The 20,849-nt window shown below is 66.3% G+C and carries 21 protein-coding genes; 13 read left to right on the top strand and 8 right to left on the bottom strand.

What is annotated here, in order from left to right; all coding sequences use genetic code 11:
• The 4 genes from BO39_RS21230 to BO39_RS21245 all read left to right on the top strand — a co-directional run bounded on the left by BO39_RS21230 (position 1) and on the right by BO39_RS21245 (position 4,136).
• A complete protein-coding gene (locus BO39_RS21230; protein ID WP_043837209.1) occupies positions 1-981 on the top strand; it encodes an MBL fold metallo-hydrolase in 981 nt (326 codons plus the stop codon).
• Between the two features lie 79 nt (positions 982-1,060).
• Entirely contained in the window at positions 1,061-2,041 is a 981-nt protein-coding gene (locus BO39_RS21235) for a tripartite tricarboxylate transporter substrate-binding protein (RefSeq protein WP_043837210.1), read from the top strand.
• 39 nt (positions 2,042-2,080) lie between these two features.
• Positions 2,081-3,082: a carbon-nitrogen hydrolase family protein gene (locus BO39_RS21240; protein WP_245615314.1), complete on the top strand. Its 1,002-nt coding sequence runs from the start codon at positions 2,081-2,083 to the stop codon at positions 3,080-3,082.
• A gap of 145 nt (positions 3,083-3,227) precedes the next feature.
• The gene (locus tag BO39_RS21245) at positions 3,228-4,136 is read left to right on the top strand and encodes a phenylacetaldoxime dehydratase family protein (protein WP_281175615.1); all 909 of its coding nucleotides are present in this window, start codon (positions 3,228-3,230) and stop codon (positions 4,134-4,136) included.
• A gap of 47 nt (positions 4,137-4,183) precedes the next feature.
• Here BO39_RS21245 and BO39_RS31355 read toward each other — a convergent pair whose 3' ends face one another.
• Both BO39_RS31355 and BO39_RS21255 read right to left on the bottom strand, forming a co-directional pair.
• Positions 4,184-4,543 carry a transposase gene (locus BO39_RS31355; protein WP_084698336.1) on the bottom strand — a complete coding sequence of 120 codons (360 nt, stop codon included), beginning with the start codon at positions 4,541-4,543 and terminating at the stop codon, positions 4,184-4,186.
• A 121-nt stretch (positions 4,544-4,664) separates the two neighbouring features.
• Complete coding sequence (locus tag BO39_RS21255; RefSeq protein WP_043837214.1) at positions 4,665-5,153, bottom strand: MarR family winged helix-turn-helix transcriptional regulator; 489 nt, start codon at positions 5,151-5,153, stop codon at positions 4,665-4,667.
• Between BO39_RS21255 and BO39_RS21260 the strand changes: the two genes are divergently transcribed.
• Complete coding sequence (locus BO39_RS21260) at positions 5,112-6,260, top strand: substrate-binding domain-containing protein (RefSeq protein WP_211257505.1); 1,149 nt, start codon at positions 5,112-5,114, stop codon at positions 6,258-6,260. The genes BO39_RS21255 and BO39_RS21260 overlap by 42 nt on opposite strands.
• A 503-nt stretch (positions 6,261-6,763) precedes the next feature.
• Here BO39_RS21260 and BO39_RS31360 read toward each other — a convergent pair.
• The 3 genes from BO39_RS31360 to BO39_RS21275 all read right to left on the bottom strand — a co-directional run bounded on the left by BO39_RS31360 (position 6,764) and on the right by BO39_RS21275 (position 8,883).
• On the bottom strand, positions 6,764-7,063 hold the full coding sequence (locus BO39_RS31360) for a fumarylacetoacetate hydrolase family protein (protein ID WP_084698337.1): 300 nt from the start codon (positions 7,061-7,063) through the stop codon (positions 6,764-6,766).
• A complete protein-coding gene (locus BO39_RS21270) occupies positions 6,987-7,688 on the bottom strand; it encodes an IS6 family transposase (protein ID WP_211257506.1) in 702 nt (233 codons plus the stop codon). Before BO39_RS21270 ends, BO39_RS31360 begins: the two co-directional genes overlap by 77 nt.
• Positions 7,689-7,962: 274 nt before the next feature.
• Positions 7,963-8,883 carry a hypothetical protein gene (locus tag BO39_RS21275; RefSeq protein WP_211257507.1) on the bottom strand — a complete coding sequence of 307 codons (921 nt, stop codon included), beginning with the start codon at positions 8,881-8,883 and terminating at the stop codon, positions 7,963-7,965.
• Between BO39_RS21275 and BO39_RS21280 the strand changes: the two genes are divergently transcribed.
• Complete coding sequence (locus tag BO39_RS21280) at positions 8,884-9,399, top strand: TetR/AcrR family transcriptional regulator (RefSeq protein WP_043837298.1); 516 nt, start codon at positions 8,884-8,886, stop codon at positions 9,397-9,399.
• 162 nt (positions 9,400-9,561) lie between these two features.
• Here the strand turns inward: BO39_RS21280 and BO39_RS21285 are convergent, their stop codons facing one another.
• Both BO39_RS21285 and BO39_RS21290 read right to left on the bottom strand, forming a co-directional pair.
• The gene (locus BO39_RS21285) at positions 9,562-10,278 is read right to left on the bottom strand and encodes a DJ-1/PfpI family protein (RefSeq protein WP_043837222.1); all 717 of its coding nucleotides are present in this window, start codon (positions 10,276-10,278) and stop codon (positions 9,562-9,564) included.
• A complete protein-coding gene (locus BO39_RS21290; protein ID WP_043837224.1) occupies positions 10,275-11,333 on the bottom strand; it encodes a GlxA family transcriptional regulator in 1,059 nt (352 codons plus the stop codon). The genes BO39_RS21285 and BO39_RS21290 overlap by 4 nt, the downstream gene beginning before the upstream one ends.
• 156 nt (positions 11,334-11,489) lie before the next feature.
• Between BO39_RS21290 and bdcA the strand changes: the two genes are divergently transcribed.
• From bdcA to BO39_RS21310, 4 genes are all read left to right on the top strand, one after another.
• A complete protein-coding gene (bdcA, locus tag BO39_RS21295) occupies positions 11,490-12,203 on the top strand; it encodes an SDR family oxidoreductase (RefSeq protein ID WP_043837228.1) in 714 nt (237 codons plus the stop codon).
• Between the two features lie 258 nt (positions 12,204-12,461).
• Positions 12,462-12,830 carry a DUF2946 family protein gene (locus tag BO39_RS21300; protein ID WP_342666334.1) on the top strand — a complete coding sequence of 123 codons (369 nt, stop codon included), beginning with the start codon at positions 12,462-12,464 and terminating at the stop codon, positions 12,828-12,830.
• A 95-nt stretch (positions 12,831-12,925) separates the two neighbouring features.
• Positions 12,926-15,193 (top strand): TonB-dependent receptor, encoded by a 2,268-nt coding sequence (locus BO39_RS21305; protein WP_052402407.1) that lies wholly within the window; start codon positions 12,926-12,928, stop codon positions 15,191-15,193.
• Between the two features lie 13 nt (positions 15,194-15,206).
• Entirely contained in the window at positions 15,207-16,604 is a 1,398-nt protein-coding gene (locus BO39_RS21310) for a PepSY-associated TM helix domain-containing protein (protein WP_043837232.1), read from the top strand.
• Between the two features lie 299 nt (positions 16,605-16,903).
• On the opposite strand, the gene BO39_RS21315 is transcribed toward BO39_RS21310, so the two are convergent.
• The gene (locus BO39_RS21315) at positions 16,904-17,896 is read right to left on the bottom strand and encodes a GntR family transcriptional regulator (RefSeq protein ID WP_052402408.1); all 993 of its coding nucleotides are present in this window, start codon (positions 17,894-17,896) and stop codon (positions 16,904-16,906) included.
• 148 nt (positions 17,897-18,044) lie between these two features.
• Here BO39_RS21315 and BO39_RS21320 point away from each other — a divergent pair, with 148 nt between their 5' ends.
• From BO39_RS21320 to BO39_RS21330, 3 genes are read left to right on the top strand one after another with little or no spacing between them, the layout of a single operon-like run.
• On the top strand, positions 18,045-18,887 hold the full coding sequence (locus BO39_RS21320; RefSeq protein WP_043837304.1) for a fumarylacetoacetate hydrolase family protein: 843 nt from the start codon (positions 18,045-18,047) through the stop codon (positions 18,885-18,887).
• A gap of 3 nt (positions 18,888-18,890) precedes the next feature.
• Positions 18,891-20,066 (top strand): alpha-hydroxy acid oxidase, encoded by a 1,176-nt coding sequence (locus tag BO39_RS21325; RefSeq protein WP_052402409.1) that lies wholly within the window; start codon positions 18,891-18,893, stop codon positions 20,064-20,066.
• Complete coding sequence (locus tag BO39_RS21330; protein WP_211257508.1) at positions 20,063-20,848, top strand: acetoacetate decarboxylase family protein; 786 nt, start codon at positions 20,063-20,065, stop codon at positions 20,846-20,848. The genes BO39_RS21325 and BO39_RS21330 overlap by 4 nt, the downstream gene beginning before the upstream one ends.
• The last annotated feature ends 1 nt before the right edge of the window (position 20,849 follow it).

The following is a 20,849-nucleotide window of genomic DNA, read 5'->3' on the forward strand; positions in this document are numbered from 1 at the left end:
ATGTCCGGCTTCGCCAGCGCGAACGACCTCTCCGAGAAGACCATGTCCTTCGACGAGCTCGCCCCTGGCCTCTACGGCTACACGGCGGAGGGCGATCCGAATTCCGGCGTGGTGGTGGGCGACGACAGCGTGCTCGTCGTCGACGCGCAGGCCACGCCCCGCATGGCGGCGGACGTGATCGCGCGCATCCGCCAAGTGACCGATAAGCCGGTGAGGCACGTGGTACTGTCACACTACCACGCCGTCCGCGTCCTCGGCGCCTCCGCCTACGAGGGCGCGGAGATCATCGCCTCCGACATCACCCGCGACCTGATCGTCGAGCGCGGCCAGCAGGACATGGACAGCGAGATCGGCCGCTTCCCGCGCCTGTTCCGCGGCAAGGAGAGCATCCCCGGCCTCACTTGGCCGCACGTCACCTTCCGGAAGAAGATGACGTTGTGGATGGGAAGGCGGGAGGTGCAGATCATCCAGATCGGCCGGTCCCACACCGCCGGCGACACGGTGGTGTGGCTGCCGAAGGAGCGGGTGCTCTTCTCCGGCGACTGCGTGGAGTACGGTGCCACCCCTTATTGCGGCGACGCGCATTTCGCGGACTGGCCGGGCACGCTGGAGGCGATCCGGGCGCTGAAGCCGGTCGCGCTGGTTCCGGGCCGCGGCGGGTCGCTCACCACGCCCGATCGGATCGAGGAGGGGCTGCAGGGCACGGCCGACTTCACCGCCGACCTCTTCGCCATTGCGCGCCGGGGCGTCGCGGCGGGCCACTCCCTGAAGCAGGTCTACGACGAGGCCATGGCCGCCGTGCGCCCGAAATACGGGCATTGGGTGATCTTCGAGCACTGCATGCCCTTCGACGTCTCCCGCGCCTACGACGAGGCGAAGGGGCTGGACCACCCGCGCATCTGGACCGCCGAGCGCGACGTGGAGATGTGGCGTGCGCTCGAGCACGGCTCCGAGATGAAGTCGGCCGAACTCGACCGCTAGCGGCGTGATCTGTTCCGCCAGTGCGGGTTTCCGCACCGGCCTACGTTTCATTCAGAGCACAGAGCGAGGATGGCTCAACATGCTGATGCGTCGGAAGTTCGCGTGGCTCGGCATTTCACTGGGCGGCTTCACCCTGCCGTCTGCCGCCCGAGCGGCACCGCTCGACCTCGCCCGCGTCATCGCAGGCTTCCCACCGGGCGGTACCGTCGACACGGTGGCGCGGCGGGCGGCTGACAGTCTGTCACCGACCTACGCACGCTCCGTCATCGTGGAGAACCGGACCGGCGCGGGCGGGCAGATCGCGGCGGCGGCCGTCAAGAACGCCTCTCCGGAGGGTGCCATGGTACTGCTGACGCCGCTCGGCGTGCTGACGCAGCAGCCGCACACCTTCGCGCAGGTGCCCTACGATCCCTTCGCCGACTTCACGCCGCTGACGGCCGGCGCGTCCTTTGAGTTCGCGTGGGGCGTGGGACCAGCGGTGCCTGATGCTGTCCGAACCGTCCCGCAATATCTCGAATGGTGCAGGGGAGGAAATAGCCGAGGCAACTTCGGCTCGCCCGCGGCGGGAACCACGCCGCACTTCGTCGGCATCATGCTCGGTCGAAGTGCCGGGGTCGAGATGACGCATGTCGGCTATCGTGGCACGCCGCCAGCCATCCTCGACATGATCGGGGGCCAGATCCCGGCCGTCTGCGGACCGGCCGGCGAGTTCCTTCAGTACGTCAATTCGGGCAAGTGCCGCGTGCTGGCCACAAGCGGCGCCCAGCGAAGCCGCTTTCTGCCGAACGTACCCACTTTCGTCGAGCAGGGCTTTGCCGATCTCGCCTTCGAGGAGTGGTTCGCCTTCTTTGCGCCGGCCCGTACGCCGGCCGCGCGCGTGGAGGAGTTCAGCCGCCTCGTGGCGGACGCCTTCGCTGCGCCGGCCATAGCGCAGACCTTCGCTATTCAGGGCCTGCAGGTGAAGGTGAGCCGCCCCGCCGAGCTGCGCGACCGACTGGCGAGTGAGTACGAGACCTGGGGCAGGATCGTGAAAGCCGTCGGCTTCACGCCGCAGAGCTAGGAGAGGGTGTCGATGGAAGGCGTCAGGAGAAGCTACCGCGTGGCAGCCGTGCAAGCCGCCCCAGCGTTCCTCGACCTTCAGGGGTCGGTGGCGAAGTGCATCGCCCTGATCGACGAGGCGGCAGCGGCATCGGCGGCCCTTGTCGCCTTTCCCGAGACTTTCATCCCAGGCTATCCCTGGTGGATCTGGCACCACTCGCCGGCCTCCATCTTCCAGCATGGCTTCGTCGAGCGCTATTTTGAGAACGCTCTGAGCTACGACTCGCCCGAGGCCGCCCTTCTGGCCGAGGCGGCGGCACGCCGGGGGATCGTCGTCGTTCTTGGGCTTGCCGAGCGCTGCGGTGGCAGCCTCTACATCGGCCAGTGGATCCTCTCCTCGTCCGGCGCCACCCTGCTCCGACGCCGGAAGCTGAAGCCGACGCACGTGGAGCGCGCGGTTTTCGGTGAGGGGGCGGGATCGGACCTCGCGGTGGTGGACAGCGAACTTGGCCGGCTGGGCGCGCTCAACTGCTGGGAGCACCTGCAGCCACTGTCCAAGTACGCGATGTATGCACAGAACGAGCAGATCCACGTCGCGGCTTGGCCGAGCCTGTCAAGCGGCCAGGGGCGCCCGGTCTACGCTCTCGGCCATGAGGTCAACAACGCTGCGAGCCAGATCTACGCTGTCGAGGGCGGTTGCTTCGTCGTGGCGCCCTGTGCGCTCGTCTCGCAGGAGATGGTCGATCTCGTCTGTACCGATGATCGCCAACGCGCAGCCTTCGTGAAGGGCGGAGGGCGGGCAATGATCTACGGGCCGGACGGGCGACCGCTCTCCGAACCCCCTGATCCCGAGTTCGAGGGTCTCGTCATGGCCGATGTCGATCTTGGACGGATCGCGCTCGCCAAATCGTTGGTGGACCCGGTTGGCCACTACGCGCGGCCGGATGTGGTGCGGCTGCTGCTGGACCGCTCCCCGGCCATGTCGGTCATGGAGCGCGATTTGTCGAATCCGGTGGATGACACGGTGAGGCACGCCACAGCAGCGAGAACGACCACGACCTGAGAAAGTGGATGATCCTTAGGAGGACAGCGTGTTGACCGGAGCATCGTCGTTCGGACCTCACGGATCGGGCGCGCACTGGGACCCGCCCTATCCCGCCCATTCTTCTCTGTTCGGGAGCGAGGTTCGGGATCCCGTCATTTCCTACGTGGGACTTCAATCGCGGTCGGAAAGTGACTTGTGGGATGCCCTTCCATGCGTGCGGCTGTTCCTGGAGGCGGCGAGCGGGCCGGATTTCGAGGAGTATTCCGGCTATCGCGATGCGCGGGATTTCACCAACGAGGTCTTTGCCTGCTACTGGCTTGATCGAGCCCGCCATGATGCATGGCTGCGTTCGAGTGGCTTTGTTGAGTGGCTGGAACATCCGGATCGGCTCGGGGGCAAGGTGGGAATCTGGCAGGAGACGATCCATGTCTCCCTGGATCGAATGGAGACCATCGCCGGACAGCCGGATTACGGGATCGCCCGCGCCGCGCTGAACAAGGGCGATACGACCCGCGCGCACGCTTACTTCGGATCGATGAGGCACCGGATCGGAGCGGCTTCCCGCGATGGCCTGGAAAGCTCGCTGGCTACCTTCCCACTGGAGGCTGCGCGACTGACATGCGGTCTGCTGGTACGGGTCCTGCCGCCAGCCAACATGGCTGTCATTCGATCGGGGCAGGATTGGGGAGCTGTTCAGGATGATGAGCTGAGAACCTATTTGGGGGAGGTGCATCCGAAGCTGGTTCAGGGCATGGAGTTCCTGCGCGACTATCCAGCGGACGCCGGATGCTACTCCTGCCGGTTCATGATGGAGCAGGGGCCGGACAGGAAGCCGACAAAGAGATCCTCCGGATTTGCAATGTTCCTTTCGCTACGGCATCTGGAAAAATGGTCGAGAAGCCATCCGACTCATCTCGCGATTTTCGAGAGCTTCTGGGCGATGGTGCGGAAATACGAGAATGCTCGGAACCTGCGCCTCTGGCATGAAGTCATAGTCGTAGGGGATGAAAATCCCGAGTTCATCTACGTGAATTGCCATGATAGGACGGGCCTACTTCGGTGGTCATTTTGACGGCATTTACATCCGGAATACGATGATCTCGTATTTGAGAGCCCGCTTCATAACGGCTGGGTTGGGGTGAGCGGCGGGGGTTCTGCGCATTCGGAGGGTGTCTGACGTCCTTCGTGGTGGCCATGTGGACCCCTGCCGCCCGCGTGCAGCTTGCGCGCGGCTCTCATTGCCAGGCGGAACACAGCACATAACGTCAGGGCGGTCGCGATCGCCAGATTCGGGTACTTCGCTTGGCGGCCCCGGCCGCTGCGTGCCTCAGCTCGCCACCCCTCGATCGCCTCTGCCGTGAACCACACAGCGAGATTGCCGCGGGCGCGCAGGCCGGCGTCGTACTCAGCCCAGTCGGTTACACTCTGGCGCTGTCTGGGAATGCGGTACCGGTGGTCAGCATTGGCTTTGAACGGCATGACGGGCGTCCCTCAGGGTTCGAGGGATCGTCCCTGTGCCAGCCCCAAGGCGCCCGATCGGGCGACCCGTGCAACAAGACGGGGTGCAGCCGGGGCGCTTGAAGGCGGCTGAGGCTGGAGGCTAATCGCGTCCAAGCCCGGTTTCTTCGATACGCCGCAGGACGGCTAGAAGATCACCGCCAGGCTTCCCGGCCGCTCCGAACAGCTTCGCCTGTACCGCGATCACAAGCGGCATAGCCTGCCTCAGCGCCGCCACGCCAGCTTCCGTCACCTCCACATGTCTGGCGCGAGCGTCGGCCTCGCTGCGCGGCCGTGCGGCCATGCCTTTGGTCTCAAGCGCCTTCAGCACCTGCGAGACCTGCATCGGATGAATATCGCCTAGCCGCGCCAGGGCCACCTGGGTGACAGGCTCGCCGGAACGCGCCATCCACGCCGCCAACGCCAGCGCGGTGAACTGCAGATGGGTCAGTCCGACGGGGCCGAGGGCCCGATCAACCTCGCGCACGTAGCGGTGGACCACTCGCCACAGGACGAAGCCCACGGCGTTCTCGGGAGCGCCAAGCGTTTCGTGCCTGAAGAGTTCGGCAAGGACGGGGAGATCTGCAGCCATGATCGCTTCTATGTCCACCCCGCTCATGGCGCACCAGGCCCAATCACCCTTGAAAATGATAAAGGCGTTTATCAAATTCAGCCGCTAACTGGCTGGAGAGATGCCATGCGCGACGAACCGCTCGACATTGCTTTTTGGAACTACGACCGCACTCGTGCTCTGAGCGATGGCCGCGTGAGGATCGAGGGCATCGAGGCGCGCTTCCATACCGCCCCTATTGTAACCGAGATCTTCGAGGCCATGGTACGCCGCGGCGCCTTCGATGTGTCCGAACTCGGCCTGACGTATTTCCTGCGCACCTTCGCCGATGGTCCCTCGCCCTTCCTGGCGCTGCCCGTCTTTCCCAACCGCGCGTTCCGTCACTCGGCCATCTACGTTAGCACGGCCAGCGGCATCGAACGTCCCGAGCAGCTGACGGGCCGGACGATCGGTGAACTGGCGCTTTACGGGCATGATGCTGGGGTGATGCCGAAGGGGATCCTCGCCGACGAGTTCGGCTTCCGGCCCGAGTGCAACCGCTGGATCGTGGGCGGGATCGACTTTCCGATGAAGCCCATCGACTTCGTTCCACAGTCCCATCCGGCGGGGGTGGAGGTGACACTGGCGCCGACGGGCACCGACCTTGGTGCCCTGCTGGAGGCGGGCGAGATCGATGTGCTCATCTCCGCGGACGTGCCCCGCTGCGTGCTTGAGGGCTCACCCCGGGTCCGTCGCCTGTTCACGGACCACAAGGCGGTGGAACGCGACTATTTCCGACGCACGGGCATCTTCCCCATCATGCACGCCGTGGTCGTCACACGCGAACTGGCCGAGCGGGAGCCGGAAGTTGTCCAGGCAGTCTACCGTGGCTTTTGCGATGCCAAGGCAGTCGCGGCCGAGGAGCTGGTTCGCGGCATGACGTTCAACAACATGGGGTTGATGATCCCATGGCTGACCGATCTGCTTTCGCAGGATCGCGAGCTGCTAGGTGCCGGCTGGTGGCCTTACGGCATCCGACCGAACCACGCGGCGATCGATGCCGTGCTGCGATATCACCACGAGCAAGGACTGACCGCCCGGCGCCTCTCGGTCGAGGAGGTTTTCGTGCCCTACCTGCTGGACAAATAACAGGAGGGGCAGCGGTCCGAACCGGTGTCGGGTCAGGGTCGCGACCGCCTAAAAACTCCCCCTCTCCCACATAGTGGCTTTCCTGGATGTTCCACCTCGAGTTTGAAGTCACAGATGTGCATGTGCGCACCCGTCGTGTCCGCGTAGCCGATGAGCGCGCCATCTAACCGTCTGGTTATGGAACTTCCTTGGCAGCTTCAGCGATGAGGCGTGCACGGGCGACATCGTTTGGACCGGCGTGTCCCTCGGGTTGGTCCACTTGGCACGGGCGAGCTTTCGTCGAGCTCTGAGGCGCTCCTTGACTACCTGGTTGGATGTCCTGCCATCGAGGACGCGCTGGCGTCGTGCGTTGTAGGCGGCGTTGAAGCCGCGGAGCAGCCCTTCGAGTTAGGCGTGCAACCAGATAGTGATGACTGAGTCTCGATCCTTGGAGAATCTGACCCAGCCACACCGTAACGTCGAGCCATGCAGCGCAGTCGGCCGGCGTCCCAACTGGCGCAGCGTTAGGCCACGTGCAGTCTGATCTCACCAATCCCCTCAGTGCCCCCGGTCACGGTATCGCCGCGCTGGATCGGACCCACATTCTCGGGCGTGCCCGTCATTGTGAGGTCGCCGGGCCGCAGTTCCATGGAGCGGGAAGCAATCGAGATAATGTCCGACACCGGCCAGAGGTTCTGTGAGCTTTCGCGCCGGAGGCGCGGTCGAACGCAGCCTGAAGCTGTCAGCCTACCCTGCCGCCAGAATGGCGAGCGCGGATGTCGCACGACGGAGCTGAAGCATGCGGCGGCGGTTGGCGGAAACATGCTGGTTGTGACGTACACGGGGGCGGAGGTGGTTGCAGAGTTCGTCATGGGCTTGGCAGAAGCGGTCAGCTGACGTGGAGTTCTTGAACCCGCGCATACATCGGATCCGGCCTTCGATGCCTCGGTGATCCTGCTCAAGCCGCTTGTTCATAGAGGCGCTGGTGCGGTGGGTGACCCGCTTGTCCAGCGTTGAGCGGATCGCCCGCGGGTAGGAGCCATGCCCGTCCGTGGTGATCTTGTCGGGGACAATGCCGGTGGCGGACTTGGCCGAGCGGAAGAACGCCTTCGCGGCCGCCATGTCGCGGCGTTCGCTGAGCATGGTATCGACGAGATCGCCGTCCCGGTCGATTGCCCGATACAGGTAGCACCAGCGTCCACGGACCTTCACGGAGGTCTCATCGATGTGGCAAGAGCGGCGGCCGACGCCGCTCTTCCCAAGCCGTCGCTGGCGCAGTTCATCCGCCAGCGACGGTGCGAGCTTGGCCTCCCAGGCCCGCGCCGCCTCATGGCTGAACAGGATGCCGCGGATGAGGAACATCTCGGTCAGGTCGCGGAGGGTGAGGCGGTAGCGCAGGCGCCAGAGCACCACGAGCGCAGCGCCGGGGTACTGCGCCCTGTTCAGCATCCCGGCGCTGCGCTCGTTGAACCCTCGGCCGCAGGCACGGCACCAGAAGCGCCGGTAGCCCTGAGCCGTACGGTCCCGCCGCTGAGCCACCTCGGCCGAACCGCATGCCATGCACTCCATTCTTGGCTCCCAGTCGCCCGTCACCCCGACAAGAGCCTATCCACCCCGTCCCCACCTCGCCAATCCAGGCGCCCCTGGCCCGAATGCTGACAGAACCGCTGCGATCGGCCGGACGCTCTTTCCGCTACCGCCAGAGGAAGCAGGCCGTTCCGCATCACGCCGCCTCCAGCGTCAGGACCTCGCCGCCGCTCTCCCTGAGGCGGGCGAAGTAGGCATCTTGGTCGAGCAACTGGTAGGGAAAGTAGAGCCCGGCCGGGGTCGCCGGGCGGCCGTCGAGCCCGACCAGCCGCTCGAGGATCATGGCGACCCCCATTCCCATCAGCGGCGCCGCTCCTCCGCGGTGGACGACCGCGTGGCGGGTGCGGAGCGACCGGCCCGCATGATCCTCCCCGGCGAGTTCGATGATGATCTCGGTCGATGCCGGCTCGCCGCGGCGCCGGGTGGAGCTAACGCTTGTCGCGAGATCGAACCTCACGCTCGGCGCGCCGGTCGCCGCCGCCAAGCCGACAACGTCGATCGAGGAGAAGCCGGTGGCCTCCACCTCAGTGCCGTCGGCGGCGCGGAACCTCGCCCTGGCATCATCGCCGGCGCGCCACACGTAGCGGCCCCCGCGCCGCGTGAGCGCGGCGGGCAAGGTGTTGTTCAGCCGCTCGAAATCCTCGGCCACTGCCGGACCGCCGGTGTCCTGCTCATCGACGAGCGCGCCGATCGCGATGTCGCGCACCCGCCCGAAGCGCCGGGCAAGGCCGAGAGCGGGGACAGTCGTGGCGCCCACGAGCCATTCATAGCCGAGGACGACCGGCGCAGCGCCCGGCCGGTGCATGAAGGCTGCGACCTCGGGCGCGATCTCGTAGACGCCCGAGGAAATGCTGATGTGCGGCACGCCCCGCGCCTGCGCGAAGCGCAGCCCGGCGATCCTGTCGTCGGAGAAGAGGACGGCGACGGCACCCACCGGGCGCTCGCCGAGGCCGAGATCGTCGGCGTCCAAGTCGAGTGCCGTGCCTTCCGCGCGGCCGATCTCCGCCGCCGTCTTCTCCACTTTAGCGGGATCGCGCCCGCCGATCAGCAGCGGCAAATGGGGGTGGGCGGCGCGGAGGAACTGACTCTGGGGCACCTCGCCACGCGCGCCGACGTCTCCAAGCCAGTGGCCTACGATCACTTCGGCACGCGATCGGGGCTGCTGATTGAGCTCTACCGATGGATCGATGTCGAGCGGGTGAACGCCTTCCGGGATGCGATGGCCACCGGAGAGCGGAGCCCCGAGGAGTGCATCCAGGTCCTCGCGGCCGCCTACATCCACTGCGCCGCAGATAAGACCGACGAGTTCCACGCGGTGGGTGCCGCGCTGGCCGGCAGCGAGGAGAAGGCCGCGGTGTTTCAGGAGCTGCTCGACAACTCCGTGCAGATGTTTGTTTCGGTGCTCCGGCCCTACAGCACCCTGCCGGCGGCGGAGCTGGAGCGGCGCTGCATCGGCCTGGTCGGCGCGGGCGAGGCACTCTCGGCCGAGTTGGCGCGCGGCAGGTCCAACGAGGCCGAAGCCGCCGGAGCGCTCGCGTCTCTGATCAGGGGCGGGTTGAGCGCACTGGATTAGTTATGTCTATATCATCATGCCAGCCATAGCCCTGATCTTGGTCCCGACCGCTTCGCCTCAAAGTCTGGCCCAGCGGCCTCCACCACCATGGCTAGGCTTGGCCAGAAGCGGCATGGGGGCTTTCGGTCGTGATGCCTGCCATGCTGGACGTCGTCTTCGTAGCTACGGGCTGCCGACAAAGGTAATGCCAAGCCTGTCCGCCACCCGCCGTGCCGTGGCCTCGCGCCGCGCGGTGATCCCCTTCACGCTCTCCCGCATCGCGGCGAGGACCGCGGGCGGCGCGCTGTCCGGCGTGCCTGCATCGAATGGCGGCTCCGGTGCGTAGACCATGTGGAGCTGGATGCCTTGCGCCACGGCATCCCCGCGCAGCTCTGCCGCCAGCCGCAGCGCGCCGTCGATGCCCGCGGTAACGCCCGCAGCGAAGACCCAATTGCCGTCCACCACCACCCGCTCATCAACGGGGATGGCGCCGAAGCAGGGCAGCAGGTGAAAGGAGGCCCAGTGAGTGGTTGCCTGCCGGCCCTTCAACAGCCCCGCAGCGCCGCAGACCAGAGCGCCGGTGCAGACGGAGAAGATGCTCTGCGCGCCTTCGGCCTGGCGGCGGATCCAGCCCAGCACCTCTTCGTCCTCCATCAGCGCCTCCTGTCCGAAGCCGCCGGGGATGTGCAGCACGTCGAGCTGCGGCGCATCGGCGATCGCGGCGTCGGGGCTGATGCGCAGCCCCTTCACATCGCGGATCATCCCGTCGGTCTTGCCGTAGAGCCGGTAAGTGGAGTTTGGGATGCGCGCCAGGACCTCGAAGGGGCCGGTCAGGTCAATCTGGTCGATGCCGTCGAAGATCAGCGAGCCGATGTTGAGGTGGCGGTCGGGGTCGATCATGCGTGGAGGTCCATGGCAGGGGTTGCGCCGCGCGCGGAGGCGCGGCGGAAGCGATCCCGGTAGTCGCCCGGCGAGGCGCCGAGCTGACGGATGAAGGCGCGGCGCATCGTCTCCTCCGTGCCGAAGCCGCAGCTCTCGACCACGGCGGCCAGCCCCCCCTGCCCAGCCTCCAGACGTTGTCGGGCCGCCTCCACGCGCAGGCGCTCGAGGAAGCGGGCCGGCGTGAGGCTGGTCTCCTCCCGGAAGACGCGGGCGAACTGCCGGGGACTGAGGCAGGCGCGCTCGGCCATCGCCTCGACCGAGAGGGGGCGGTGCAGGTTGCCGGGAAGCCAAGCCATCAGCGCGTGCAGCCGCGACCCGCCCTGGCTCTGCGCGGCCAGGACGTTGCTGAACTGCTTCTGGTCGCCGGGACGGCGGAGGAACAGCACCAGCTCCCGCGCGACGGCTAGTGCCAGCGCGTGGCCGTGATCCTCCTCGACCAGAGCCAGCACGAGGTCCATGCCCGCCGTGACCCCGGCCGAGGTCCAGAGAGGGCCGTCGCGGATGAAGATCGGCTCGGGGTCGACCTCCAGGCCGGGATGGCGCCGCGACAACTCGTCGCAGTAGCGCCAGTGGGTGGTCACGCGCCGCCCTTCGAGCAATCCGGCTGCGGCGAGGATGAAGGTTCCCGTGCAGACGCCGACGAGGCGCTCCGCCCGTGCCGCCAGGTGCTGCACCATCCCTTGCAGTCGCCGGTCCTCCGCGCGTTCCCGAGCACCCTCTCCGCCGATCACGATCAGCGTATCGAGCGTCTCCAAGCCGAGCAGCGTGGCCTCGCTCGCCATGGGCTCGAAGGCGAGCCCGGCCGAGGTCTGCGCGAGACCCGGCGCGGCCACCACATGGTAGGTGGCGTCGTAGAGCGGCGTGGGCTCTGACGTCCCGCGCCCCGTCGCGTGCAGCCGGCCGGCCTGTGCCAGCACCTCGGCAGGGCCGGCCAGGTCCAGCAACTGCACCGGGGCCGCGCCGAGGATAACGACGCGGCGAGGGGTGGGATGGGCGCTCTCCATGTCGGCCATGCTGCTACCCCCCAAGCATGGCAGCAATGCCATTCTACCCACAGATCCTGTCATTGCGGCCATGGCAGAAGCCGTGGGGACAACGTCATTGCGGCCGACTACGGCCCGGAGCAGATATTGCCTTGCCTCACTACGTTGATTCTCAAGGAGGGCTTGATGGCCATGTTGCAAGGGAAGTCCGCCCTGGTGCTCGGCGGCAGCCGCGGGATCGGGGCAGCTATCGTCCGGCGCTTCGCGGCCGAGGGGGCGGCGGTGACCTTCACGTATGCTGGGTCACGCGAGGCGGCGGAGCAGGTGGCGGCGGAAACGGGTGCCACGGCGGTCGTGACGGACAGCGCCGACCGGGACGCCGTGATCGGGCGGGTGCGGGACAGCGGGCCGCTCGACCTGCTGGTGGTGAATGCAGGGGTTGGCGCCTTCGGCGATCCTCTGGAGGCGGACCCGGACGCGGTGGACCGGCTGATCCGCATCAATGTGAATGCGCCCTATCACGCGGCGGTGGAGGCGGCGCGGCGGATGCCCGACGGCGGGCGCATCATCGTGATCGGCTCTGTTAACGGCGACCGGATTCCCTTCCCGGGCCTGTCAGCCTACGCGATGAGCAAGTCGGCGCTGCAGGGGATGGCGCGGGGGATGGCTCGGGACTTCGGGCCACGCGGGATCACGGTGAACGTCGTGCAGCCCGGGCCCGTCGACACGGACATGAACCCGGCGAACGGGCCGATGAAGGACATCCAGCACGCCGTGCTGGCCATCAAGCGCCACGGGCGGCCGGAGGAGGTGGCGGGCATGGTCGCCTGGCTTGCGGGACCAGAGGCGAGCTTCGTGACCGGGGCGATGCACACGATCGACGGCGGTTTCGGCGCCTGATCGTGCAGCACGCGGGTCGGCTGGGACACCGGCTGCCCCGGCCGGTTTCCCTTAGCTCAATTCAGCACCGCAAGACCTTGCATCGCCGTCAGGCAACCCACGGTCGGCATTGGCCTTGAACGGCAAGCTGCGCTCTCCTGGAGAATGACGGGTCGTCACCCCCTCAAGATTCTAACCTGCCCAGACCGCCAAGCCGACCCGTGCAACACACTCGCCTCCGGGGTGACGCGGGCGTTACAACCCGCTACAGGGCTTTTCATGCGTCGCCACCCGAGAGGCCTTGTTCGCCTCCTCGCCTGCCTGCTGCTGCTGCAGTGGGCCGGAGCCGTGTTGCCGCACGCCCGTGCCATGGCGCAGCTTGCTTCGGCCCAGCTAGTCGAGCTCTGCACTCACGAGGGAACCCGCCAGACCCTGGTCGGCGATGACGGGCAGCCGATCAAGGCGAGCCAAGCCGTCGACTGCTGCACTCTGTGCTTTGGTCCGGCCGCCCTCCCGGTCGCCGAGCCCTACGCCGTGCCACTGCCCGTGGCCTATGTGCTGGTGGCCGAGCATTTCGGACGGGAGGGGCTGCCCTCCAGCCCGCCGCGTGCCCCGCCCCAGCAACCCAGGGCCCCACCTTCCACCTGACACCGGCTCCTCGCCGGGCGAGGCCCACTGGGCCGCGCCCGGTCTTGTCGCGCATGCTGAGCATGCCGCCTCACCGCTGTTCAGGAACGCGCACCATGCGCCTTACCATCTCCTTTCCGCATACGATGCGCGACATCCATCACATCGCGCCCGCCCCTGCTTCGCGGGCTCCATTACCCCACGTCATAACCATCGGCCTCGGCTGCGTCCTCCTTGCCTCCACCGGCCTGACAGGGCCGGCCCTTGCTCAGGACGAGCCCGTTCAGGTGCCGGAGGTTCGGGTCCAGGCTGGAGCCTTCGGGACCGGCGCGGCGGCCGCGGCAGCCCGCCTCAACCAGCCGACGCAGACGGGGAGCCTCCTCGGCCTGACCCCGGCCGAGACCCCGGCCACCGTCGACGTCATCACCCAGGAGGAGATGCAGGAGCGCGGCCTGCGCGACCTCACCGAGGTCTACAACGCCGCTCCCGGCGTCCGCGCCGGCAACATCCCGGGCTCTCCGGCTGCGGCCAACGTCCGCGGCCTGCCCCGGACCGCGGTGGGATACCTGCTGGACGGCGCCCGGTCGGTCGACCCCAGCATCGTGTCGCGCGACTACGACAGCTTCGCCTTCGAGCGGGTGGAGTTCATCAAAGGGCCGGCTTCCGTCGTGAACGGCACCGGCTCACTCGCCGGCACCATCAACCTCGTAACGCGCCAGCCCGTCATCGGGGCCAACTTCTACGAGGGGCTGCTGGGTTATGGCAGCTTCAACGACTTCCGCAGCGGTGCGGGGTTCAACCACTCCTTCGGGAACTGGGGCGCGGTCCGCTCGGCCTTCAGCTACTCCACGTCAGACGGCTACGTGGACGACACGGATGCCCGCCGCATCTCCTTCACCACTGCCTTCACGGCCCGCGCGACGGACCAGCTGACGCTGGACACCTCCTTTGCCTACTTCCGGGACGATTTCGGCACCCCCTACCAGGGCCAGACCACCGTGCCGCGCGCTTTTGCACGGGACCCAAGCGGCGCGGTCACCGCGCCAAACGGCTACGTCATAGACCGGGCGACCCGCAGCCGGAACTACAACGTCGAGAACGGGGTCCAGCGCTCCGACGCCTTCCTGCTCCGCCAGAACGCTCGCTACCGCCTTTCCGCCGAGTGGACCTTCTCGAACGAGTTTTCCTACTACAGCTCCGACCGCCGCTGGGCGAACTCGGAGGACTACACCTTCAACGCGCGGACCAACCTCCTGGACCGCAGCTCGACCCTCATCACGCACGATCAGCAATTCGTCTCGGACCGGATTGCGGCCGCCTATGACGGGACGATCAGCGGCCTCAGGAACCGCTTCACCGGCGGCTACGAGTTCCTCCACACCGACCTCGTTTCGCAGCGACGGTTCGGCAGCGTCGCCTCCGTCGATCCGTTCAACCCGGTTCGCGGCGTCTTCCCCGCCGACACGAGGGCTAACTTCTCGACGCGACAGAACTTCGACAGCACGGTCAGCTCCCACGCGGTCTTCGCCGAGAACGCGCTCAATATTACCCCCTCCTGGCTCGTGCTCGGCGGGCTTCGCTACGAGGGGCTCGACCTGGACCGGCGGGTGGACGACCTGAACAGCGGCGCGACCTCCCGCTTCGCCCGCCACTTCGACAGCATCTCCTGGCGCCTGGGCACGACCTACGAGGTGCAGCCGGGGCTCACCCTCTTCGCGCAGTACACCCGGGCGACCGTGCCCATCACCACCCTCCTGCTCAGCAACACGGCGAATGCCCGCTTCGACCTCTCCTCCGGCGACGCCTACGAGGTCGGGGCCAAGGCGGCGATCCTGGACAACCGGGCCGTCGTGACCGCCTCGCTCTACCAGGTCGAGCAGGACGACATCCTGACCCGCGACCCTGTGCAGCCCTCGCTCACCCGCCAGGGCGGCAGCCTGCGTAGCCGTGGCGCGGAACTGGATGCCTCGGTGGACATCACCCCGCAATGGAAGCTCGGCGGCAACGTCGCGCTCCAGCGGGTGGAGTACACGGAGCTGCGGGACGCGGCCGGGCGCGACCTGTCCGGCCGGCGACCGCCGAACTCGGCCAACTTCCTCCTCAATGCCTATACGAGCTACCGCCTGGCCGACATTCCCCTCAGCTTCGGGGCGGCGGTTCGGCACGTCGGCTCCAGCTACACGGACGATGCCAACACCACGAAGCTGAACCCCTACACGCTGCTCGACGCCTTCATGGCCTACGAGGTCGGCGGCGGCACGGTGACGCTGCGGGGCCGGAACCTGACGAACGCCTTCTACGCGCAATGGTCGGGTTACGGCGCGCAGCAGATCTACCTGGGCGCCCCGCTCAGCGTGGACCTGACCTACAGCATCCGGTTCTGAGGAAGGGCGCACGGTGGCTACATCCCCTCGCTCCCTCTACGGCACGATTTGGCGCTGGCACTTCTATGCCGGGCTCCTGGTCGCGCCCTTACTGGTCATCCTGTCCCTAACGGGGACGGTCTACCTGTTCGAACGGGAGATCAACGACGCCCTTCAGCCGCAATTGCGCGTCGCCGCCTCCTCAGCCGAAATCGTCACGCCGGGCGGCATGACGGCGGCGGTTGAGGCGGCCTTCCCGGGTGGGCGGGTCACACGCATCGACCTGCCGGAGGAGCCGGGCCGCACGGCGCAGCTCTTCCTCTCAACCGCAGAGGGGGAAGCGTTGCGGGTCTTCGTCGATCCTTCCTCTGGGCGGGTGCTGGGCTCTCATGTCTATGAGGGCACGCTCGTCGGCTTTGCTGACCGCATGCACGGCTCGTTGCTGCTCGGCGACTTCGGTGACGCCGTCGTCGAGCTGGCAGCCTCCTGGACCCTGATCTTGGTCCTGACCGGCTTTTATCTCTGGTGGCCGCGGGGCGGGCGTATGGAGGGGAAGTGGTTCCCTCGCCTGCGGGCACGCCGCAGGCCGCTTTGGCGAGACTTCCACCAAGTGGTCGGGCTCTACACGGGCGCGCTGATTGTCTTCCTCGTCATTACCGGTCTGCCCTGGGCGACGCTCTGGGGCGGGAAGGTGCTGTCGCCGATCAGCAACGCGGTCGGCCTTGGCTACCCGGAGAGCTCCCGGCGCCCGCTGCAGAGCACGGCCGGTCCGGTCGTAGGCACGATGGCCGACGTGCCCTGGACGCTCCGCCAAGCGCCCGTGCCGGCCTCCGGAGCTGGAGCGGGGTGCGGGGATGCTCACGCCTCGCACCACCACGAGGGCGGGTCAGCCTGTTCAGCCGCTTCGGCGGTTTCCCTCGACAGGGCTGTGCGGATCATGGCCGACGCCGGAATGCCGGGCGGCTACCGCCTCAGCCTGCCGCGCGGTGAGAGGGGGGTCTACATGGCCGTCGCCTATCCCCGCCAGCCGGAGGGGCAGCGGACGGTCCAGGTTGACCAGTACTCGGGCGAGATCCTGGGGGACGTTCGCTTCAGCGATTATGGCGCCGTCGCGAAAGCCGTCGAACTGGGTGTCGCCCTCCACATGGGCCGGTACTTCGGCCTGGCGAACCAGCTGCTGATGCTGCTGCCTTGCATCGGCATCCTCGTGCTCGTGACCACGGGCACAGTCATGTGGTGGAAGCGGCGGCCCAACGGCGAGCTTGCCGCGCCTCCGCGGGTCGCACGTCCAATTCCGACCGGACTGCTGGCCATCATCGTTGGGCTGGGCGTCCTCTTCCCGCTGGCCGGGGTGTCGATGCTCATCATCGCGACGGTGGATGCGGCACTGGGGATTGGACGCAAATGGCTGAGACCAACCGTTGAGCCCTGAGCGTCGAGAGCGGAGTTCGGTTTGTAGAGCACATCCCTGCCAACCGAAATCGCCCGCTTCATCTCCGTCGTGCCACTGCTGCGCTCGCAATCCTCGAAGCAGCGTAGACGAACTCGCCGTCTAACTCCTGGCGCCAAGTTTGGCGTGAGCGCTGACAGAACCCGTCATCTGCCTCGCCGCCACCGTACTTTTCTGGATCAATGAGTCCTGACCTAGCCGATGGCGTTCTAAACAAAATCGCCTGGCCATGCCTCCCGAACACTGCGGAGAAGCGCACTCCAGTGTCCAAGGCACTCGGCTCAGTCCAACTCACTCAGATAATCCGGCATCGGACGCGCCTCCGGCCTGGCACCCCGATTGAAACGCTGAAGCCATCGTTCGTCAGCGCGACGAAGATGCACTTCCAACGCTTCGGCTGCATGATATACGCGGCCGTCCAGCAGGAAGCGATAGATTTCCAAATGCTCCCGAAGGGCATCCGCGATTAGGTCCAGCGGGATGTGCAGCACGGGATCGAACAAGTAGCGGGTCGGCACGAACAGCATCCGCGTGCGGCCGAGGGCGTGGAGAATCTGCTGGTTTGGGCAAAAGGAAAGCGCCCGGACGTGCAGGTCATGCTCCGCGATGTCAGTGTCAAAACCCTCCTTCGGGAAACCATCCAACGCGTCCTGCACCGTTGCCGTGGACTGCTCAAGAAGAGCCCTTGGGAGGTGAGGGGCGGCTTGGAGCAGAGCGCTGGGCTCAAGGAGCCAGCGAAGCTCGTACATCTGGTGGGTAACTTCCGGCGTCACCTGTGGTGCAACCCATCGCCCAAGGGTGTCCTTGGTGACCAACCCGATGCCGTGCATCCGGGCCAGAACATCCCGCACGACGGTACGACTGACCCCGAAATTCTCGGCCACACGCTCCTCAACGATGCGGACCGTCGAAGAGATCGTTGCAACGCAAAGCGCCTGCTCAAGCTGTGAGTACATGCGCTCCCAATGTGGGAGGGACGGAATTTTGACAGCGTCCAGCACCGCTGGCCGCGCAGCGCCGGCTGCAGCTTCCCCCGCGACCTCATAGCCCCGACCCTGGCGCTCGCGGATCAGTCCCTGAGAGCAAAGCAGCCGCAACGCACCGCGGGCCGGCGTGCGGCTGATCCCGAACGCCTTGACGATCTGGGCCTCCAGGAGCTGAGCCCCGGGAGCCAAGCGACCATCCGCAATCATTTCCCGAAGAAGGGCAAAAGCCTTGCCCTGCAGCGAGTGGCTGTCCTCCGGCACGTCTCGGCCCTTCTCAGCCTCACTCATCACTGGGTCCCCATACCGGGATTCTGACTGTTGACATGCCCGATCTGTCGCCTATCCTGCAAACGTCCTTCGCACACACCGTACATTGCACAGCTCAGAATGAGCGGCCCGGACGTTAAGGCGTCTAGGAACTAAGGGGGGGATGCCGATGCGACTGGTACGCTGGGGAGAACGGGAGACCGAGCGTCCCGGCCTCCTGGCCGCGGACGGAACCGTCCGCGACCTCACTGAAGTCGTGCAGGACATCGCAGGTACCGCCCTCTCGGACGAAGGTCTCGCCTGTATACGGGCAGGCGATCCGGCTGCCCTGCCCTCGATCCCGGCCAGGTCGCGTTTGGCCTCGCCCGCAGGCGGCACCGGCAAGATCGTTTGCATCGGCCTGAACTACCGGGACCACGCGGCAGAGGCGAATCTGCTCGAGCCCAAGGAGCCGATCATATTCCTCAAGGCCACAAGCTCAATCACCGGCCCTCACGACCCGGTGGCCATCCCACCCGGCGCTGAGAAGGTGGACTGGGAAGTCGAACTCGGCGTGGTGATCGGCCGCACCGCGCGCAATGTGACTGACGCGGAGGCCCTGTCTCACGTCGCCGGCTATTGCACCGTCAACGACGTGTCGGAGCGCGCCTGGCAGATGGAGCGGGGCGGACAGTGGGATAAGGGCAAGTCCGCCGACGCCTTTGCCCCGATTGGCCCCTGGCTCGTCACACGGGACGAAATACCGGACCCTCAGGCACTCACGTTATGGCTCGAGGTGGACGGCGTGCGGCGCCAAAACGGCACGACAGCCGACATGATTTTCGGTGTCGCGAACCTTGTCGCCTACACGAGCTGCTTCATGAGCCTGCAACCCGGTGATGTGATCGCCACAGGAACACCTGCGGGTGTCGGTATGGGCTTCCGGCCTCCCGTCTATCTGCGCGTGGGACAGATCATGCGCGCCGGCATTCAGAGGCTTGGCGAGCAGACCTCCGAAGCCATGGCAAGCTAGAGCGTGGACCAGACCATCACCTCCGTCGACGATCTGCAGCGTCTCGCAAAACGGCGGGTGCCGTCGCTCTTCTATGACTATGTCAACAGCGGATCCTGGACGGAGAGCACCTATCGCCGCAATGGCGAAGACTTGGCCCGCCTGCTCTTTCGGCAGCGTGTAGGCGTCAACATCGCAGGGATTGACACCAGTTCTGCCATCCTCGGGATGCGGGCGGCTATGCCACTGGTGCTGGCCCCGGCAGGGTTAACTGGCATGCTGCACCCAGATGGCGAGATCCTCGCCGCGCGTGCTGCGGCACGGATTGGCGTGCCCTACGTGCTCTCGACAGTCTCGATTTGCTCCATCGAGGATCTGGCGGCGCATACGAAGCAGCCCTTCTGGTTCCAGCTCTATATCATGAAGGACCGCGGCTTCATCGAGCGGTTGATCGACCGCGCGAAGGCGGCAAAGTGCTCCGCCCTGGTTCTCACCATGGACCTGCCGATCCAGGGCCTACGCTATAAGGACATCCGCAACGGGCTTTCGGTCCCGCCACGCATAACCTTGTCTACCCTTGCTGCGATGATCTCGCGCCCGCGCTGGTGTGCCGCGATGCTACGCACGCAACGTCGCACATTCGGCAACATCGTGGGCCATGCAGAGGGCGCCTCGGACACGATGCGGTTCTCGGAATGGGTGGGCAAGCAGTTCGACCGTACTGTCACCTGGGACGATGTTCGCTGGATAAAGCAGCGTTGGGGCGGCAAGCTGGTCGTCAAAGGCATCATGGATGCATACGACGCGGAGGAGGCCCTCAAAGCCGGAGCCGACGCCATCGTTGTCTCCAACCATGGCGGCCGGCAACTCGACGGCGCACCGTCCAGCATCAGCGCCCTGCCCGGCATCGCCGCAGTGGTCGCAGGGCGCGCAGAAGTGCTCGTCGACGGCGGCATTCGCAGCGGACAGGACATCCTGCGCGCGCTAGCCCTCGGCGCAGACAACGTGATGATCGGCCGAGCTTATCTCTACGGTCTCGGCGCCGGCGGAGAGGCAGGCGTAATGCAATGCCTCGACATTATGTCACGCGAGCTGGAGGCCACTATGGCCCTCTGCGGTCTGACCAACGTCAGGCAGGCCGGCCCTGGCACGCTCGTCAACCCCGACTTTGTTGCGCCTTACGGAGGAAATCTGAGATGACCACGCCCAATACGCCAATGTTTGGCAACTACGAGATGCACCCGGGCAGCGGCGTGAACCCCCCCTACTCTCCCGCTTATCCTGTCGAGTGGGAGTGCCCGCTCCGCACGCTTGAGGTGGTGACGCGCGTCGGTCGCGCGAAGGTCGAGAAGCTACTCTCCGACACGCCCTTCGAGTTGGTGAATGACCGCGTCGCCTTCCGCTTCATGCTGTCTCCCGGTCACACGCTGGCAATCCATGCCGGACAAATGTTTGACCTGATGGTGACAGTTCCGGTGCGCTATCAGGACCTGTTCACCCAGACGCACATCTACATGTACTGCAGCGACCCGATGGGCATCTGCGCAGGACGCGAGTTGTTCGGCTACACGAAGAAGGACACCCACTATGCTTTCGACGAGACGGCGGACGGGGCCATCTCGGGCTGGGTCCGTCGGCGTGGCGTGCCGCTCGTAGATTACAGCTTCATGCCCGATAGCAGCGCACCGATGGTGATGCTCACCGATGAGTCTGAGCAGCCCGGCGGCGAGATCCATGTTCGCCGCCTTCCTGACCCCGAGAAGGTGGGCACCGCCTATGCGGACGTCGTCTATCGCCGCACGCCATTGCAATACACAAAGCCTGTGCCCGGGCGGATTGACTGGGCGCTATACCAGAGCAGCTACGACCCGATCGCTGATCTGGCGCCGGAAGTGCTCAGCGCTCATTTTATGACATCTGACGTTTATGGTGGCGGCTTCGCGGCAGAGGATCGACGCCTTCTCAAGCGCTTGATCCCCTGAG

The sequence above is a fragment of the Roseomonas aerilata DSM 19363 genome (assembly GCF_000711725.1).
GTDB lineage: Bacteria > Pseudomonadota > Alphaproteobacteria > Acetobacterales > Acetobacteraceae > Roseomonas > Roseomonas aerilata.

Bases quoted from the DNA above. Each gene is read 5' to 3' on its own strand.
- BO39_RS21305 (WP_052402407.1), top strand. From the start codon at position 12,926: ATGCGCCTTACCATCTCCTTTCCGCATACGATGCGCGACATCCATCAC.
- BO39_RS31355 (WP_084698336.1), bottom strand. From the start codon at position 4,543: ATGCCGTTCAAAGCCAATGCTGACCACCGGTACCGCATTCCCAGACAG.
- BO39_RS21280 (WP_043837298.1), top strand. From the start codon at position 8,884: ATGGGGGTGGGCGGCGCGGAGGAACTGACTCTGGGGCACCTCGCCACG.
- BO39_RS21285 (WP_043837222.1), bottom strand. From the start codon at position 10,278: ATGATCGACCCCGACCGCCACCTCAACATCGGCTCGCTGATCTTCGAC.
- BO39_RS21255 (WP_043837214.1), bottom strand. From the start codon at position 5,153: ATGGCTGCAGATCTCCCCGTCCTTGCCGAACTCTTCAGGCACGAAACG.
- BO39_RS21270 (WP_211257506.1), bottom strand. From the start codon at position 7,688: ATGCTGAACAGGGCGCAGTACCCCGGCGCTGCGCTCGTGGTGCTCTGG.
- BO39_RS21300 (WP_342666334.1), top strand. From the start codon at position 12,462: ATGCGTCGCCACCCGAGAGGCCTTGTTCGCCTCCTCGCCTGCCTGCTG.
- BO39_RS21230 (WP_043837209.1), top strand. From the start codon at position 1: ATGTCCGGCTTCGCCAGCGCGAACGACCTCTCCGAGAAGACCATGTCC.
- BO39_RS21315 (WP_052402408.1), bottom strand. From the start codon at position 17,896: ATGAGTGAGGCTGAGAAGGGCCGAGACGTGCCGGAGGACAGCCACTCG.
- BO39_RS21235 (WP_043837210.1), top strand. From the start codon at position 1,061: ATGCTGATGCGTCGGAAGTTCGCGTGGCTCGGCATTTCACTGGGCGGC.
- BO39_RS21290 (WP_043837224.1), bottom strand. From the start codon at position 11,333: ATGGCCGACATGGAGAGCGCCCATCCCACCCCTCGCCGCGTCGTTATC.
- bdcA (WP_043837228.1), top strand. From the start codon at position 11,490: ATGGCCATGTTGCAAGGGAAGTCCGCCCTGGTGCTCGGCGGCAGCCGC.
- BO39_RS31360 (WP_084698337.1), bottom strand. From the start codon at position 7,063: ATGTTTCCGCCAACCGCCGCCGCATGCTTCAGCTCCGTCGTGCGACAT.
- BO39_RS21330 (WP_211257508.1), top strand. From the start codon at position 20,063: ATGACCACGCCCAATACGCCAATGTTTGGCAACTACGAGATGCACCCG.
- BO39_RS21320 (WP_043837304.1), top strand. From the start codon at position 18,045: ATGCGACTGGTACGCTGGGGAGAACGGGAGACCGAGCGTCCCGGCCTC.